Here is a 15,196-nt window from a genome sequence, read left to right as displayed (position 1 = left end):
GAGAGCGCAGATGAAGAAATTCACGAAGGGCACCACCGTTTCCTGGAAATGGGGTCAGGGCACGGCGGAAGGCAAGGTGGACGAGAGCTTCACCGAGGACGTCGAGCGCACCATCAAGGGCCACAAGATCAAGCGCAAGGCGTCGACCGACGAGCCGGCCTACCTCATCAGCCAAGACGATGGGGCACATGTGCTCAAGAGCCATTCGGAGCTGAGTGCAAGCTGATGTCGAGCGATCATGTTCCTCCGGACGCCGTCGCCAAGGAGGCCGAGAAGGGCCTGAAGCTGCGCGAGACGTTCAAGCGCGGCGGCACGCAGATCGGCGTCGCCCGCGCCCGTGATCTGAAGAATCGCGCCCATCTCTCGCCCGACACGATCAAGCGCATGTCGAGCTATTTCTCCCGCCACAAGGTCGACAAGCGTGCCAAGAACTTCGGCGACGACGAGAACCCCTCCGCCGGCTACATCGCCTGGCTCCTCTGGGGCGGCGATGCCGGACGCGACTGGGTGGAAAAGCAGAAGGCCAAGCTGGAAAAGGATCGGTAGCCGATCGCTTTTACCCCTCGCGCACCATTCGGCCACTCTCAGGGTCCCCGTCACCGATGGCCGGTCCCCGTCGCAGGCGTCAGGGTCCTTATTGGCCGGAAGGACGGGTTTCCTTGCTGGTCGCGGCGAGACGGTCGGCGAGGGCTGCGATATCCGCGCGGAAGCGGGCCGTACCGCCCGGGGCCCAGCCGAGCGACCGCAGGCGTGTCGTGTCCATCTGCGCGAAATGGGACCGGTCCGCCGGCGCGGGGAGGGGATGACGGCAGGTCGTCGCCTGCTGCAGTTCCGCGAGCACGTCGTGATGGCTCGTCAGCAGGTCGGACGCGTTGAAGGCGCGGCCAGCGACAAGCGAAGCATCGGCGGTCAGGAGCAGCAGGACGGCGGCGGCGAGGTCGTCGCCATGCACCTCGGTTCCCACGCGGTCTTCCACCGGCCGGCCCGCAAGATAGTCACGCGCAAGGCTCTCCCACTTGTGCGGCCGATCGGGCGCGAGCCCGTAGACACCGGTGGCGCGGACGCTTGCCGTCACGAAATTTTCCGTGTCCAGGGCAGCCAGCGCCCGTTCCGCGTCCCATTTGACGCTGCCGTAGAGGCTTTCCGGGGCCGGCTCCAGATCCTCCGATAGGAGGGCCCCGTCCGGCGGGCGGCCATAGACGGCGCGGCTCGACAGGAAGACGCAGCGCCGGATGCCCGCCGCGCGGGCCGCTTCGAACAGCCGTCGGGAGCCATCGCCATTGGCGCGCCGGAACCCCTCGGGGTCATCGCCTTCGCCGCCGCGATATCGTCCGGGCACGTGCTCCAACGCGGCATGGACGAAGGCGTCGATGCCGTCGAGCGCCGGAAGCGGCGCGGCGGGATCGAGCGGCAGCGCCACGGTGTCGACGTGCCGCGAGAACGGTGGCCGGGAGATCGGGATCGGCAAGGCTCCCGCAGCGGCGCTTGCATCGGGCCTGACCCCTGCGACCGCCTCGTGCCCGTGCGCCAGCAGATGCTCCACGATGAAGCGGCCGACAAAGCCGGTTGCGCCCGAAACGAGAACCCGCATCAGCCTGCCGCCTTCGTCGCGTCCGGACGCAACGGACCGGGAAGGCCGGCAATATCCGGAATGTCGGTGCCGTCGTGAAAGGCGTGCCAGAGGTCGATCAGCGGCTTCAGCGCCTCGGCCTTGGGATGATCCCTCTCCCACGGCTTTTCATACTGATAGTGCAGCACGCCGATGGACGGCCAGTCCCAGAGAGCAGGCAGCGCGAACCATACATATTGCAGCATGTTCATCGTCACCGGCAGACCGTGCCAGTCCGGGAAGAAGGCCTGCAGAAAGCTCTGGTCGGTGCGAGGCCAGAAGGCGTCGGCAACGTCGAGCCGTTCCAGCATGGCCCGGAAGGTCTCGTCGGCAGGCCGGGCGACGAAGACGCCGGAGTTCATCCGGTGGAAATCGGCCAGGCTTTCGTAGACGTTCGGTGCGGCGCAGAATTCGGGATAGTCGAAGAGCCGGTCGATGTTTCTCAGCACGAGCGCGTCGGCATCGATGAAGATGCAGCGCTCGTAGTCCGTCAGCTGCCAGAGCCGCAGCTTGCAGAAATTGTCGAGCGGCGAATGGAAGGCCGGCTTGCGCCCCTTGGTGAAGGGGGCGGCGGCATGGACGCTGCGCCTGGCATGCCGCGCGTTGAAGGCATCCGACAGCGGCAAAAGGTCGGTCTGGACCAGCCGGACGTCGAACGCCGCGAGCGGCGCCAGCATCGGCGCGGTCACCGCCTGGGTGTGGAGGACCACGATGTCCGCGCGGCTTCCCGTCCGGCGGATCGAGCGGCAGAGCGCCTTTGCCCCCATCGCGTAATCCGCATTGGTCACCAGCGTCACATAAGCGTGGACGGTGCTTCCCGTCATGAGACCGATTTCAGCTTCCGGCCTTCCGGATCGTGAACGATCTTGGAGGCGATGTCCTTCGTCCAGGCGGAAACCGCGGGCACGCGGCTGCGATCGACGCGATAGGCGTATTTCCGGGCGACATCGACGATCTCCGACAGGAGCCCGTCCTTCAGGCGCGTGGGGTCGAGGCCGAGATCGAGGAACTTGTCGTTCGTCACGACCAGGTCGTTCTCTGGCGCTTCCTTGCGCGGGTTCGGCAGCCAGGCGATCTCGGCGCCGGTCATGTCGCAGATCATCCGGGCGAGGTCGCGCACCCGGTGCGTCTCGGTCATCTGGTTGAAGATCTCGACGCGCGACCCCCGGGCCGGCGGGTTCTTCAGCGCCAGCTCGATGCAGCGAACCGAATCCTGGATGTGGATGAAGGCGCGGGTCTGCCCGCCGGTGCCGTGCACGGTCAGGGGATAGCCGATGGCCGCCTGGATGAGGAAGCGGTTCAGCACCGTGCCGTAATCGCCGTCATAGTCGAAGCGGTTGACCAGCTGCTCGTGCCGGCGGGTTTCCTGCGTGTGCGTGCCCCAGACGATGCCCTGGTGCAGGTCGGTGATCCGCAGCGCGTCGTTCTTGGCATAGAACTGGAAGAGCAGCTGATCGAGGCATTTGGTCATGTGGTAGATCGAGCCGGGATTGGCCGGGTAGAGGATCTCCTGGGCAACCGTCTCGCCGCTCTGCGTGGTGATGCCGACCGGCAGGTAGCCTTCCGGGATCGCGGCCCCCACGGTGGAATAGCCGTAGACGCCCATCGTGCCGAGATGCACCAGATGCGCGTCCAGGTTCAGGTCCACCAGCGCGTTCAGGAGATTGTGCGTCGCCGAGACGTTGTTGTTGACCGTATAGTTCTTGTGCCGGTCACTCTTCATCGAATAGGGCGCCGCACGCTGTTCGGCAAAATGGATGACCGCATCGGGGCGGTGCTCGCCGAGCCAGTTCTTCAGGAGCTCGTAGTCGCGGCCAAGGTCGATCAGGTTGAAATGAATGCGTCGCCCGGTTTCGGCATGCCAGATGCGCGTGCGCTCCTGGATCGAGTCCATCGGCGTGAGGGACTGGACGCCGAGCTCGGTGTCGATCCAGCGGCGCGAGAGATTGTCGAGGATATGGATGTCGTGGCCCGCCTGGGACAGGTGCAGGGCCGTAGGCCAGCCGATGAAACCGTCGCCGCCCATCACTGCAATCTTCATGACGTCGCCTCCTCGAAAGATCGGTGCCGGAGAAAATGTGTCCCGGATCGCCCGGTCGTCGCCACCCGCCGGTCGAACGGATTTTGCGCCTCTCCGGCTGTAATTAGAAATTATGACAGTTGTTCAATGCTTGTCGCAATGCCGTCTTTGCGCCACAACGGCCAAACGCAGATGAGGACGGCAGCAAGAGGCGACGCCACGTGGATTTTTCGATTGCGGGAAGGCTGACGGAGAACGGGCATGTTCTCCAGCAGCGGGTCTATTACGAAGACACGGATTTTTCCGGTCTGGTCTACCACGCCCGCTATCTGCATTTCCTCGAGCGCGGCCGCACCGACTATCTGCGCTGCCTCGGCGTCGAGCAGCGGGCGCTTCTGACGGCCGATGCCGAAGGCCTGGTCTTCGTCGTCCACCGCATGGAGATCGACTTCCGCCTGCCGGCCCGCATGGACGACATTCTGGAGATCCGGACCGCGACGGAAAAAGCAGGCGGCGCGAAGATGGTGCTTGTCCAGCAGATCCTCTGCGAGGGCCGTCTGCTGATCGCCGCCAGGGTCATCATCGCTGTCATCAACGCTGCGGGCCGGCCGCGACGCCTGCCGGAGGCGCTGGCCCAGAGGTTCCTGGCGTAAGGCGATCTCGATGATCCGCGGCCTCGTTTCGACCTTCGCGCGCGCCCTCCAGGCGTCGAGCGACGCTAACGCAAGCTTCATGGGACGGTGGTAGAGCAGGGCCATGAGGGGACGTCCATGAAGATTGCCGTCAATGCCAGGGTTACGCAGTTCGCCATGGGCGGCCAGCAACGCGTCGCCGCCGAGATCGCAACGCGTCTGGGATCGCTGACCGAGCTCGTGCCGGACCGTCCGCTCGGCGGCATGAAGGCGCATGCCTGGGAGCAGATCGTCCTGCCGGTGCGTGCGCGCGGCCATCTTCTCTGGTCGCCCTCGGCCACGGGGCCGGTGTTAAAGGCGCGCCAGGTCGTTACCCTTCATGACGTCGCGTTCCTGGATGTGCCGGAATATTTCTCCCGGTCGTTCACCGCCTTCTACAAGGCGCTGCTGCCGGTGCTGGTGAAGCGCGTCGACCGCGTCGTCACGGTGTCGGACTTCTCCCGGAAGCGGATCGCCGCCACGCTTCACATCGACGAAAGCCGGATCGACGTCATTGCAAACGGCGTCAGCGGCCATTTCCGGCCCTACGCACCGCAGGATGTCGCCGTCACGCGCGCCGCGCTCGACCTGCCGGCGCGCTATCTGCTGCTGCAGGCGACCTCCGACCGGCGCAAGAACCTGGCCGCAACGCTGCGGGCCTGGGCCATCGCGCAGCGGGCGCTGCCGGACGACATCCTGCTCGTCGTCTCGGGAAATCTCGGGCGGGCGCATGTCTTCGGCGCGGTCACGGCCCTTCCCGACGTGCCGCGCACGCGTTTCGTCGGCTATGTCGAGGAAGCGCATATGGGGCCGCTGATGGCGGGTGCGGACGCCTTCCTGTTTCCCTCGCTCTACGAAGGCTTCGGCCTGCCGATCGTGGAGGCGATGGCCTGCAGCACGCCGGTGCTCACCGCTGCGGCGACCGCGACCGAGGAGATCGCCGGCGGTGCGGCACTGCTCGTGGATCCTGCGTCGGACGCTGCGATCGCGGACGGCATCGTCGCGCTCATGCGGGACGAGGGCTTGCGCACCCGGCTTGCCGCGGAAGGCCTGGTCCGCGCCCGGCATTTCTCCTGGGATGGCGCCGCCGAGCAATATCGCACGCTCTTTCGCGCGCTCGGTGCGGATCTCTGACCGCCGACGTCCGATCCCGCCCGCCTGCGAGCCTTCGGTAACACTCCCTTAACCATAATGATGTCTTATCGATCCACGGGATTTTGTGCACTGCACGTCATCCTTTGACCAAGATTACGCGGGAAAGGTTTGCCCGAAGCTTGGATTGCACGTGTGCGATCGGCGGCGGGCTGCCGGGGCGAACTTGAAAACAATGACGTTTGAGCGACCTGGCGTCGAGCATGTGATGGCTCTTGCCGGGCGTCCGGATTCGGGGATTTGAAAGCATGGAACAGGCTGGATTGGCCGCGGTGACCACGGACGTGACGTTGTGGTCTCTTTTCATGGAAGCCGGCTTCGTCGTGAAGCTGGTCATGCTCGGGCTCATGGCCGCTTCGGTCTGGACCTGGGCCATCGTGGTCGACAAGACCATCCGCTATGCCCGCGTCCGCCGCCAGCTCGACAGTTTCGAGCAGGTGTTCTGGTCGGGCCAGTCGCTGGAAGAGCTCTACCGGACGCTGTCCGATCGCCAGACCTCCGGCATGGGGGCGATCTTTGTGTCGGCCATGCGCGAGTGGAAGAAGAGTTTCGAGCGCGGCGCGCGATCCCCGATCGGCCTGCAGATGCGCATCGACCGGGCCATGGACGTGACGCTGTCGCGTGAATCCGAAGCGCTGGAAGCGCGGCTCGGCTCGCTTGCCACCATCGGCTCGGCCGGCCCGTTCGTCGGTCTCTTCGGCACCGTCATCGGCATCATGACCTCGTTCCAGGCGATCGCCGGCTCGAAGTCCACCAACCTCGCCGTCGTGGCGCCGGGTATCGCCGAGGCGCTGCTCGCCACCGCCATCGGCCTGCTCGCCGCCATCCCGGCCGTTATCGCCTACAACAAGTTCACGGCGGATGCCGGCAAGATCAATTCCCGCATGGAAGGTTTTGCCGACGAATTCTCCGCCATCCTGTCGCGCCAGATCGACGAAAAGCTGCAGCCGCGCCAGGCGGCTCAATAATCACCGACGGAGGCCGCGACGATGGGTATGGCAGTGGGCGGATCCAAGGGCTCGGGCGGCAGACGCCGCGGGCGTGGACGCGGCGGCAAGGCCGTCATGAGCGAAATCAACGTGACGCCGTTCGTGGACGTCATGCTCGTCTTGCTCATCATCTTCATGGTGGCCGCGCCGATGATGACCGTCGGCGTGCCGATCGATCTTCCGGAAACCCAGGCCAAGGCGCTGAATTCCGATACGCAGCCGATCACGATCTCGGTCAATCCGGCCGGCGAGATCTTCCTGCAGGAAAGCCCCATCACCATCGAAGAGGTCGTGCCGAAGCTCGAGGCCATCGCCAAGACCGGCTACGAGGAGCGCATCTATGTGCGCGGCGACACCAATGCGGACTATGGAACGGTCATGAAGGTCATGGCGCGCATTTCCTCGGCCGGCTTCAAGAACCTGGGTCTCGTGACCCTTCAGGAAACGGACAAGTGAGCCTTTGACATGAAGGGCAGCATTGCAACCTCCGCTGTGCTTCACGGACTGGTGCTCACCTGGGCGCTGGTCTCGCTCGGCAGTCCGAAGCCTCTCGAGGTTGCGGCCGTCGAGTCCGTGCCCGTCGAAATCATCAGCGAAATGAGCCAGATCCAGCAGGGAGACCTCAAGGCGCCCATGGCCGAGAAATCTGCGCCCAAGCCGTCCGAAAAGCCGCAGACGAAGCCCGAGGCCGAAAACGTCGGCGACAACGACGTCGACATGAAGACGCCGCCGAAGCCGGTTTCCAAGCCCGTCGAGAACCAGGCCTCCGCAGCCCCGCCGAAGTCGGACGACGCACCGCCGTCGCCCGATCCGGTGAAGGAGGAGGTCAAGCCGTCCGAAAAGCCGCCGGCGGAACCGGCGACCGAGGTCGCAGCCCTTCCCGAGCCCAAGGAAGAGGTCAAGCCGGACCCCAAGCCCGATCCGAAGCCGCAGCCCGAAGCCAAGGCCGAGCCGACGCCCGAGCCGACGCCGACGCCGGCCGAGCAGACCCCGGCCGAAAGCCCGGATGCGGCTGCCCTGCCGCAGAACGTGCCGGCCCCGACCGCGCGCCCGAAGGTCGAGCAGACCGCCGCGGCCCAGACCGCCAAGACGCCCGACCGCAAGACGGACGCCGCGCCCAAGGAGCAGAAGAAGACGTCGTCGCAGAAGGAAAGCGACTTCAACGCCGACGAGGTGGCGGCCCTTCTCAACAAGACCGAATCGTCCGGCGGCGGCGCCAAGCGCTCGCAGGACAAGGCCGCACTCGGCGGCAAGAAGGCGACGACCGGCAATACGCTGTCCTTGAGCGAGATGGACGCGCTGAAGGGCGCGATCCAGAAGAACTGGTCGATCATCCCCGGCATGGCGGATCTCGAGGGCATGGTGATCACGGTCACGATCCAGCTCGATCCCCAGGGCGAGATCGTCGGCCAGCCCGAGGTCGAGGCGACGGGCGGCACGCCTACCTCGCAGCGGGCGATGATCGGCAGCGCGACGCGCGCCGTGCGCCGCTCCGCACCGTTCAAGCTGCCGGCCGACAAGTACGACTCCTGGCAGGAGGTCGTCATCCATTTCGACCCGTCGGACATGCTGCTGTGACCGCCGGCTTCGCGATCACGAACGACATCACACCGGCCATCGCTTCACGCGGTGGCCGTCATCATACCGAATGGACTGCTGAGAGGCTCCGTAATCATGCTTAGACGCACCTTTTTCCGGCTCTTCGTCGCACTGACGGGTCTGGTCGCTGTTGCGACCGCCCCGGCGTATGCGCGCGTCGAGATCAACATCAACCGGGGCAATGTCGAGCCGCTGCCGATCGCCATCACCGACTTCCTGCAAGGGGAGATGGGGCAGAAGATCTCGGACGTGGTGGCGGCCGACCTGAAGCGGTCCGGGCTGTTTGCGCCCGTCGATCGCAAGGCCTTCATCGAGAAGATCACCAATCCGGATGCGCCGCCGCGCTTTGAAGACTGGCGCGTGCTCAACGTGCAGGCGCTCGTCACCGGCCGCGTGACGCAGGAAGGCGATGGCCGCCTGAAGGCGCAGTTCCGCCTGTGGGATGCCACCGCGCAGAACCAGATCACCGGCCAGCAGTATTTCACGCAGCCGGAAAACTGGCGCCGTCTCGCCCACATCATCGCCGATGCGATCTACAAGGAGATCACCGGCGAAGAGGGCTATTTCGACACGCGCGTCGTCTATGTCGCCGAAAGCGGCCCGAAGACGGCCCGCAAGCGTCAGCTGGCCATCATGGACCAGGACGGTGCCAATGCGCGCGCCATCACCAATTCCAACGACATCGTGCTGACGCCGCGCTTCTCGCCGAGCCGCCAGGAAATCACCTACATGTCGTTCGAGGGCCAGGAGCCGCGGGTCTACCTGCTGCAGCTGGAAACCGGACAGCGCGAGGTGGTCGGCAACTTCCCCGGCATGACCTTTGCGCCGCGCTTCTCGCCGGATGGCCAGCGCGTCATCATGAGCCTCCAGCAGGAAGGCAATGCCAATATCTACACCATGGATCTGCGCTCGCGCACCACGACGCGCCTGACCTCGACCGCGGCCATCGATACCTCGCCGTCCTATTCGCCGGACGGCGCGCGCATCGTGTTCGAAAGCGACCGCGGCGGCCGCCAGCAGCTCTACGTCATGGGTGCGGACGGCTCGGGCCAGACGCGCATCTCGTTCGGCGACGGCTCCTACTCGACCCCCGTCTGGTCGCCGCGCGGCGATCTCATCGCCTTCACCAAGCAGTCGGGCGGCAAGTTCTCGATCGGCGTGATGAAGCCGGACGGCTCGGGCGAGCGTATCCTCACCTCGGGCTTCCACAACGAAGGTCCGACCTGGGCGCCCAATGGCCGCGTGCTCATGTTCTTCCGCCAGGATGCCGGTGCCGGCGGTCCGCAGCTCTATTCCATCGACCTCACGGGCTATAACGAGCAGCGCGTCGCCACCCAGGGCTTTGCATCGGATCCAGCCTGGTCGCCGCTTCTGGAATAGGCAGATCTCGCGATTGCGGCGGGAAATGTGGCCAAATGCCGCTTTCTCGCCGCAAAAGACTGATTACGACCGCGCGATGGTCGCGTGTTGAGAGAGTTTTAACCATCTCCGTTGCATGAAGGTTAACCGCATCCGGTTACAGTTCGGCAACCCTCATATTCACTTCTTTCCGACCTTCGCTTACCAAGGAGACCGGCTCATGAGCCGCATTCACGTCCCGGCCACAGGCCGTCTTCAGTCCCTCGCACGCAACCCTGTCGCGATCGCCCTGTTCCTGTCGCTGGCCATCACAGGCTGCGCCTCCAAGAAGAACAGCATGCCGAACGACGCTGCCGGCCTCGGCCTCGGCGCCGGCGGCTCGGCAACGCCCGGCTCGGCGCAGGACTTCACGGTCAATGTCGGCGACCGCATCTTCTTCGACACCGACAGCTCGTCCATCCGCGCCGATGCCCAGGCGACCCTGTCGCGCCAGGCACAGTGGCTGGCCAAGTACCCGACCTACCAGATCACGGTCGAAGGCCATGCCGACGAACGCGGCACGCGCGAATACAACCTCGCGCTCGGCGCACGTCGCGCCGCCGCCGCCAAGGAATTCCTGGCGAGCCAGGGCGTTCCGGCCGGCCGCATGCGCACCATCTCCTATGGCAAGGAAAAGCCGGTCGCCGTTTGCGACGACATTTCCTGCTGGTCGCAGAACCGTCGCGCGGTCACCGTGCTCGGCGGCGGCGGCAACATGTAAGTTGGACGGTCGGATCGGCGGGCGCACGGCCTGCCGGTCCGACACATCGACGATCTGCTTTGTCGAGGAAGGCGGTCCGCAAGGGCCGCCTTCCTTTTTCGTCACACTTTGACCGAACTCCGTTGCTTTTTGCAGGCAATTGGAAAACTGTGCGGCGGTTGCAGTGCGGTAGGGGCGGGCTTCTTTCGCCCCGGCCTGCGACATGATCGGTATCGAACGGGACACATGACATGAAGAACATTGTCGTGGCAGCCATGATCGGTCTTGGCGCCTTCGGGTCGCTAAGCCAGCCCGTGACTGCCATGCCGCTTTCCGGCTGGTTGGACAAGGCGTTCCACCGCAACGAGACGAAGCTTGGCGAACAAGCGCCGCTGCTCAAAGTGCAGGCCAGCGAGGCCGGGCGCATCGGGCAGCTCGAGGAAACGATCCGCTCCCTTAACGGGCGTATCGAGGAAATGAGCTTCCAGCTGCTGCAGATGCAGGAGCAGATCCGGAAGTTCCAGGAAGACAACGAGCTGCGGTTCCAGGATCTCGAGGGCGGCAAGGCGGCCGCGCCGCGCAAGAGCGGGGCGCTCGAAACGCCGCGCACCTCCAACGAGGCTCTGGCGACCACGGGTCGTGTCGCACCGTCCGCAACCGTTCCCGATCCCGGCGCAAGCACGGGATCGGAGACGGCCGCGCGGACCCTTCCGGGCGTCGCTCCGGGCGCGTCCACCGGCGGGAACGGCGCGCAAGGCAGCCTGCCGACGACGCTCGGCCAGATCATCCTCGACGATGCCGGCAATCCGATCGGCGCCAATGCCGAAAACCTGCCCGAGCCCGGAGCGGTTCCCGGCGGCGCTTCCGGCACCGACATCGGCTCCGTCGCCTCCACTTCGCCCAACACACGCGCCGCGCCCGGCCTCAACGCCACGCCGGAGACCGAGCAGCAGACCGCCAGCCTCGACAATCCCGGCGATCTCTACCAGTCAGCCTATGGCCATGTCCTTTCCGGCGACTACAGCCAGGCGGAAAACGAGTTCCGCAGCTATCTCGATGCCTTCCCCAGCGGTGAAAAGGCAGCGGATGCCAGCTTCTGGATGGGCGAAGCCCAGTATTCCCAAGGCAAGTTCAACGACAGCGCGAAGACGTTCCTGAATGCGCACCAGGCCTTTTCGAAGTCGCCCAAGGCGCCGGAAATGCTTTTGAAGCTCGGCATGTCGCTGGCCGCGCTCGACAACAAGGAAACCGCCTGCGCGACGCTTCGCGAAGTCGGCAAGCGCTATCCCAAGGCCTCGCCCGCGGTAAAGGCCAAGGTCACGAGCGAGCAGAGCCGCCTGTCCTGCTGATGCGGCCGTCCCTGCCGGCCCGGCCGGGCGCCGATGGCGGGGCCGCTGCGCCGATCGCCGCGGCAGCGAATTTCCTGTCGCGCCTGCGCCGCCCGTCCACCGTTCTCGTCGCCGTCTCCGGCGGCAGCGATTCCATCGGCCTCCTCTTTTCCCTCCATCAGGCGCTGACGCTGAGCGGCGCGCCCCATCGGCTCGTCGCCTGCACCGTCGACCATGCCCTGCGCGCCGCGTCCGCGGCAGAAGCGGCAGCGGTGTCGCAGCGCTGCCGGGCGCTCGGCGTTCCGCATCATGTCGCCCGCTGGTCGCATGCGGACATCACGTCCGGCCTCCAGGCGCAGGCGCGCCTTGCCCGATACCGGCTGCTGTCCGAGGCAGCCCACCTGTTCGGGGCCGATCTCGTTGTCACCGCACATACGGCCGACGATCAGGCCGAGACCATCGCCATGCGGGCCGCGCGCCATCGCGAGGACCGTGCGGCCGGCCGGGGGGCTCCGATCGGTCTGGCGGGCATGGCGGACGCGGTTCTTTTCGACGGCCGGCTCTGGATCTGCCGCCCGTTTCTCGGTGTCGGCCGACAGGCCGTGCGGGATGCTCTGACCGCGCGCGGCGAAGGGTGGATCGACGATCCGAGCAATGACGATCCCCGCTTCGAGCGCGTCCGCATCCGCCGGGGGTCTGCCTCGCCTGCGTCACCAGGGCCGTCGTCCTGCGATCCGGACGACGGCCTTGCGTGCGGGGATGCCGCGGCGGGTCGCATCCGGTCTGGCGCCTTGCTGTCCGGCCTCCTTGCCCGCCACGTGCGCATCGCCGAAGGCGTGGCCGCCGAGATCGCGCTTGCGGATCTCGATGTCGCCGACGACGCGTGGCGGCGATTGCTCGTGCTTCTTGCTGCGACGCTTGCCGGAAAGCCGCACGGAATCGGTCGGGACAGCGCCGCCCGTCTCGTCTCGGCGCTCGGCGATCCCGCCGCCACCGCCACAACAGCCGGCGGCTGCGTGTTCGAGCGTCGGGCCGGGCGCCTGTTCGTCTATCGGGAGCGTCGCAACCTCCCGGTTCCGACGACGGTCGCGCCCGGGCAATCCCTCCTGTGGGACGGGCGCTTCACGATCGATAACACCGGCCTGCTTCCCATTACGATCCTGGCGGGCGGGGATCGCGCGCTGGCCGCACGGCTTGCGGCGCAAGGCCTTCCCGCCGGTGTCGCCGGGCGCATCGCGCAGGCCGCGCCCGCGATCCTCGGCCCCGACGGTGGCCTGGTCCCGGACGGCGCGTTTTCCCGGCATCCGCGGATCGCGCCCTACGACACCTTTTTGCCGCGTTTCGACCTGATGATCGGGCAAAGCATTGCTGCAAAGCTCGGCCGCGCCCCGTATCCTGAATGCCCGGTTGACGATATCGCGATGAAATGATCGTGCAGAAGGCGGTTTGCCTTGGCAAGGCCTGTCGCGAACCCTATGTTAGCGAAGAAATATGAGCCCTGTTTCGGGGCCTGCACCGGTTCCGGGGAGTTCGATGAACCCTAATTTTCGTAATCTTGCCCTCTGGGCCATTATCGCTCTGTTGCTGATTGCGCTGTTCAGCATGTTTCAGCAGCCGTCCGAGCGAAGCGGCTCGAGGGAAGTACCGTTCTCGCAATTCCTGAAGGATGTCGATGGCAGCCGCGTCAAGGACGTGGTCATCACCGGCAACAAGGTGCTCGGCACCTACAACGAGAGCGGCGCGACCTTCCAGACCTATGCGCCCTCCGTCGACACGGCTCTGACCGAACGCCTCGAGGCCAAAAACGTGACCGTAACCGTGCGTCCGGAAACGGACGGGTCCAACGGCTTCCTGAGCTTCATCGGCACGCTGCTGCCCATGCTGCTGATCCTCGGCGTCTGGCTGTTCTTCATGCGGCAGATGCAGGGCGGATCGCGGGGCGCGATGGGCTTCGGCAAGTCCAAGGCGAAGCTTCTCACCGAGGCGCATGGCCGCATCACGTTCGATGACGTCGCCGGTGTGGACGAAGCCAAGCAGGATCTCGAGGAAATCGTCGAATTCCTGCGCGATCCGCAGAAGTTCCAGCGCCTCGGCGGCCGCATTCCCCGCGGCGTCCTGCTCGTCGGACCGCCCGGCACCGGCAAGACGCTGCTCGCCCGCTCGGTGGCCGGCGAGGCCAATGTGCCCTTCTTCACCATCTCCGGTTCGGACTTCGTCGAAATGTTCGTCGGTGTCGGCGCCAGCCGCGTCCGCGACATGTTCGAGCAGGCTAAGAAGAATGCGCCCTGCATCATCTTCATCGACGAAATCGATGCGGTCGGTCGTCATCGCGGCGCCGGCCTCGGCGGCGGCAACGACGAACGCGAGCAGACCCTGAACCAGCTGCTGGTCGAGATGGACGGCTTCGAGGCGAACGAGGGCATCATCCTCATCGCCGCGACCAACCGTCCCGACGTGCTCGATCCCGCGCTTCTGCGTCCGGGCCGCTTCGACCGTCAGGTCGTCGTGCCCAATCCCGACATCAACGGCCGCGAGCGTATCCTCAAAGTGCATGTCCGCAACGTGCCGCTGGCTCCGAATGTCGATCTCAAGGTTCTCGCCCGCGGAACGCCCGGCTTCTCCGGTGCCGACCTGATGAACCTCGTCAACGAGTCCGCCCTCATGGCTGCGCGCCGCAACAAGCGCGTCGTCACCATGGCCGAGTTCGAGGATGCGAAGGACAAGATCATGATGGGTGCGGAGCGCCGCAACTCCGCCATGACCGAGTCCGAAAAGAAGCTGACGGCCTATCACGAAGCCGGACATGCCATCGTCGCGCTAAAGGTGCCCGCGGCCGATCCGCTGCACAAGGCGACCATCATTCCGCGTGGTCGTGCGCTCGGCATGGTCATGCAGCTGCCCGAGGGCGATCGCTATTCGATGAGCTACAAGTGGATGGTTTCGCGGCTCGCCATCATGATGGGCGGTCGTGTCGCCGAGGAAATCACCTTCGGCAAGGAGAACATCACCTCCGGCGCGTCTTCGGACATCGAGCAGGCGACCAAGCTGGCCCGCGCCATGGTGACGCAATGGGGCTTTTCCGATCAGCTCGGTCAGGTTTCCTACGGCGAGAACCAGCAGGAGGTCTTCCTCGGCCATTCCGTCTCGCAGTCCAAGAACGTGTCGGAAGCCACCGCGCAGAAGATCGACAACGAGGTTCGCCGCCTGATCGACGAAGCCTATGACGAGGCTCGCCGGATCATCACCGATATGAATTCGCAGTTCGTCGCGGTGGCCGAAGGCTTGCTCGAGTATGAAACCCTGACCGGCGACGAGATCAAGGCGCTGATCCGCGGCGACAAGCCTGCCCGGGACCTCGGCGACGATTCGCCGCCGCATCGCGGTTCGGCCGTACCCTCGGCGGGCGCCAAGAAGGACGGCACCACGCCGAAGGGCGAGGCCGAAGGCGGCCTGGAGCCCCAGCCGCAATAATCTGCACGGTCTTGTGCGACATCGAACCCTTCGGCTTCCGGCCGGAGGGTTTTTTTATTTCGACTTTTTTCGCCCTTTCTTTTCCACGCCGGTTTTTCCGCCTTCATACTGGCCGCGTCCCGTTATCGGATGCACCGGAAGGCGTTCCGGCGAAGCGGGGCCGGTGCCGGCGATGGGGGGATGACGCATATCCCTGCCGCCGGGCTCGCGAAAAGGCCGTCCGCCGTTTGAGCTTGTAAGGCCGGCGGTGTGGCGATGT

The 15,196-nt window shown here is 65.6% G+C and carries 15 protein-coding genes; 12 read left to right on the top strand and 3 right to left on the bottom strand.

All coding sequences use genetic code 11. The features are described from left to right. Positions 1-10 precede the first annotated feature (10 nt). Together ASG03_RS08275 and ASG03_RS08270 are read left to right on the top strand one after the other, a co-directional pair. Positions 11-226 (top strand): DUF2945 domain-containing protein, encoded by a 216-nt coding sequence (locus tag ASG03_RS08275; protein WP_062475096.1) that lies wholly within the window; start codon positions 11-13, stop codon positions 224-226. Then, positions 226-546 carry a hypothetical protein gene (locus tag ASG03_RS08270; RefSeq protein ID WP_062475093.1) on the top strand — a complete coding sequence of 107 codons (321 nt, stop codon included), beginning with the start codon at positions 226-228 and terminating at the stop codon, positions 544-546. The genes ASG03_RS08275 and ASG03_RS08270 overlap by 1 nt, the downstream gene beginning before the upstream one ends. Positions 547-634: 88 nt before the next feature. Here the strand turns inward: ASG03_RS08270 and ASG03_RS08265 are convergent, their stop codons facing one another. From ASG03_RS08265 to ASG03_RS08255, 3 genes are read right to left on the bottom strand one after another with little or no spacing between them, the layout of a single operon-like run. Beyond that, on the bottom strand, positions 635-1,594 hold the full coding sequence (locus ASG03_RS08265; RefSeq protein WP_156381788.1) for an NAD-dependent epimerase/dehydratase family protein: 960 nt from the start codon (positions 1,592-1,594) through the stop codon (positions 635-637). Then, the gene (locus ASG03_RS08260; protein ID WP_062693239.1) at positions 1,591-2,433 is read right to left on the bottom strand and encodes a glycosyltransferase; all 843 of its coding nucleotides are present in this window, start codon (positions 2,431-2,433) and stop codon (positions 1,591-1,593) included. Before ASG03_RS08260 ends, ASG03_RS08265 begins: the two co-directional genes overlap by 4 nt. Further along, positions 2,430-3,650, bottom strand: a complete 1,221-nt coding sequence (locus ASG03_RS08255; protein ID WP_062693238.1) for an NAD-dependent epimerase/dehydratase family protein — start codon at positions 3,648-3,650, stop codon at positions 2,430-2,432. The genes ASG03_RS08260 and ASG03_RS08255 overlap by 4 nt, the downstream gene beginning before the upstream one ends. Before the next feature lie 200 nt (positions 3,651-3,850). On the opposite strand from ASG03_RS08255, the gene ybgC reads away from it, so the two are divergent. The 10 genes from ybgC to ftsH all read left to right on the top strand — a co-directional run bounded on the left by ybgC (position 3,851) and on the right by ftsH (position 14,937). Beyond that, positions 3,851-4,282 carry a tol-pal system-associated acyl-CoA thioesterase gene (gene ybgC / locus ASG03_RS08250; RefSeq protein ID WP_062693237.1) on the top strand — a complete coding sequence of 144 codons (432 nt, stop codon included), beginning with the start codon at positions 3,851-3,853 and terminating at the stop codon, positions 4,280-4,282. A 117-nt stretch (positions 4,283-4,399) separates the two neighbouring features. Then, positions 4,400-5,434: a glycosyltransferase family 4 protein gene (locus tag ASG03_RS08245; RefSeq protein ID WP_062693236.1), complete on the top strand. Its 1,035-nt coding sequence runs from the start codon at positions 4,400-4,402 to the stop codon at positions 5,432-5,434. Between the two features lie 266 nt (positions 5,435-5,700). Then, positions 5,701-6,420 carry a protein TolQ gene (tolQ, locus tag ASG03_RS08240; RefSeq protein ID WP_062475077.1) on the top strand — a complete coding sequence of 240 codons (720 nt, stop codon included), beginning with the start codon at positions 5,701-5,703 and terminating at the stop codon, positions 6,418-6,420. A 21-nt stretch (positions 6,421-6,441) separates the two neighbouring features. After that, complete coding sequence (gene tolR / locus ASG03_RS08235; protein ID WP_062475073.1) at positions 6,442-6,897, top strand: protein TolR; 456 nt, start codon at positions 6,442-6,444, stop codon at positions 6,895-6,897. Between the two features lie 9 nt (positions 6,898-6,906). After that, positions 6,907-8,019 (top strand): cell envelope integrity protein TolA, encoded by a 1,113-nt coding sequence (locus ASG03_RS08230; RefSeq protein WP_062693235.1) that lies wholly within the window; start codon positions 6,907-6,909, stop codon positions 8,017-8,019. Positions 8,020-8,115: 96 nt separating this feature from the next. Next, positions 8,116-9,420, top strand: coding sequence for a Tol-Pal system beta propeller repeat protein TolB (gene tolB / locus ASG03_RS08225; RefSeq protein ID WP_062693234.1), 1,305 nt, complete (start codon positions 8,116-8,118; stop codon positions 9,418-9,420). Between the two features lie 199 nt (positions 9,421-9,619). Further along, on the top strand, positions 9,620-10,159 hold the full coding sequence (gene pal, locus ASG03_RS08220) for a peptidoglycan-associated lipoprotein Pal (RefSeq protein WP_062475066.1): 540 nt from the start codon (positions 9,620-9,622) through the stop codon (positions 10,157-10,159). Positions 10,160-10,389: 230 nt separating this feature from the next. Further along, positions 10,390-11,487 carry a tol-pal system protein YbgF gene (gene ybgF, locus ASG03_RS08215; protein WP_062693233.1) on the top strand — a complete coding sequence of 366 codons (1,098 nt, stop codon included), beginning with the start codon at positions 10,390-10,392 and terminating at the stop codon, positions 11,485-11,487. Beyond that, a complete protein-coding gene (gene tilS, locus ASG03_RS08210; RefSeq protein WP_062693232.1) occupies positions 11,487-12,896 on the top strand; it encodes a tRNA lysidine(34) synthetase TilS in 1,410 nt (469 codons plus the stop codon). The genes ybgF and tilS overlap by 1 nt, the downstream gene beginning before the upstream one ends. A gap of 103 nt (positions 12,897-12,999) precedes the next feature. Continuing rightward, positions 13,000-14,937 (top strand): ATP-dependent zinc metalloprotease FtsH, encoded by a 1,938-nt coding sequence (gene ftsH, locus ASG03_RS08205; RefSeq protein WP_062475057.1) that lies wholly within the window; start codon positions 13,000-13,002, stop codon positions 14,935-14,937. Positions 14,938-15,196: the final 259 nt, after the last annotated feature.

The sequence above is a fragment of the Rhizobium sp. Leaf341 genome (assembly GCF_001424325.1).
GTDB lineage: Bacteria > Pseudomonadota > Alphaproteobacteria > Rhizobiales > Rhizobiaceae > Ferranicluibacter.
The sequence above is the reverse complement of the archived record's forward strand: the minus strand, read 5'-3'. Positions and strand labels throughout refer to the sequence as shown.

What these genes read in the sequence shown, in the direction of transcription:
- ASG03_RS08275 (WP_062475096.1), top strand. Translation starts at nt 11, where the DNA reads ATGAAGAAATTCACGAAGGGCACCACCGTTTCCTGGAAATGGGGTCAG.
- ASG03_RS08270 (WP_062475093.1), top strand. Translation starts at nt 226, where the DNA reads ATGTCGAGCGATCATGTTCCTCCGGACGCCGTCGCCAAGGAGGCCGAG.
- ASG03_RS08260 (WP_062693239.1), bottom strand. Translation starts at nt 2,433, where the DNA reads ATGACGGGAAGCACCGTCCACGCTTATGTGACGCTGGTGACCAATGCG.
- ASG03_RS08255 (WP_062693238.1), bottom strand. Translation starts at nt 3,650, where the DNA reads ATGAAGATTGCAGTGATGGGCGGCGACGGTTTCATCGGCTGGCCTACG.
- ASG03_RS08245 (WP_062693236.1), top strand. Translation starts at nt 4,400, where the DNA reads ATGAAGATTGCCGTCAATGCCAGGGTTACGCAGTTCGCCATGGGCGGC.
- tolQ (WP_062475077.1), top strand. Translation starts at nt 5,701, where the DNA reads ATGGAACAGGCTGGATTGGCCGCGGTGACCACGGACGTGACGTTGTGG.
- tolR (WP_062475073.1), top strand. Translation starts at nt 6,442, where the DNA reads ATGGGTATGGCAGTGGGCGGATCCAAGGGCTCGGGCGGCAGACGCCGC.
- ASG03_RS08230 (WP_062693235.1), top strand. Translation starts at nt 6,907, where the DNA reads ATGAAGGGCAGCATTGCAACCTCCGCTGTGCTTCACGGACTGGTGCTC.
- tolB (WP_062693234.1), top strand. Translation starts at nt 8,116, where the DNA reads ATGCTTAGACGCACCTTTTTCCGGCTCTTCGTCGCACTGACGGGTCTG.
- pal (WP_062475066.1), top strand. Translation starts at nt 9,620, where the DNA reads ATGAGCCGCATTCACGTCCCGGCCACAGGCCGTCTTCAGTCCCTCGCA.
- ybgF (WP_062693233.1), top strand. Translation starts at nt 10,390, where the DNA reads ATGAAGAACATTGTCGTGGCAGCCATGATCGGTCTTGGCGCCTTCGGG.
- tilS (WP_062693232.1), top strand. Translation starts at nt 11,487, where the DNA reads ATGCGGCCGTCCCTGCCGGCCCGGCCGGGCGCCGATGGCGGGGCCGCT.
- ftsH (WP_062475057.1), top strand. Translation starts at nt 13,000, where the DNA reads ATGAACCCTAATTTTCGTAATCTTGCCCTCTGGGCCATTATCGCTCTG.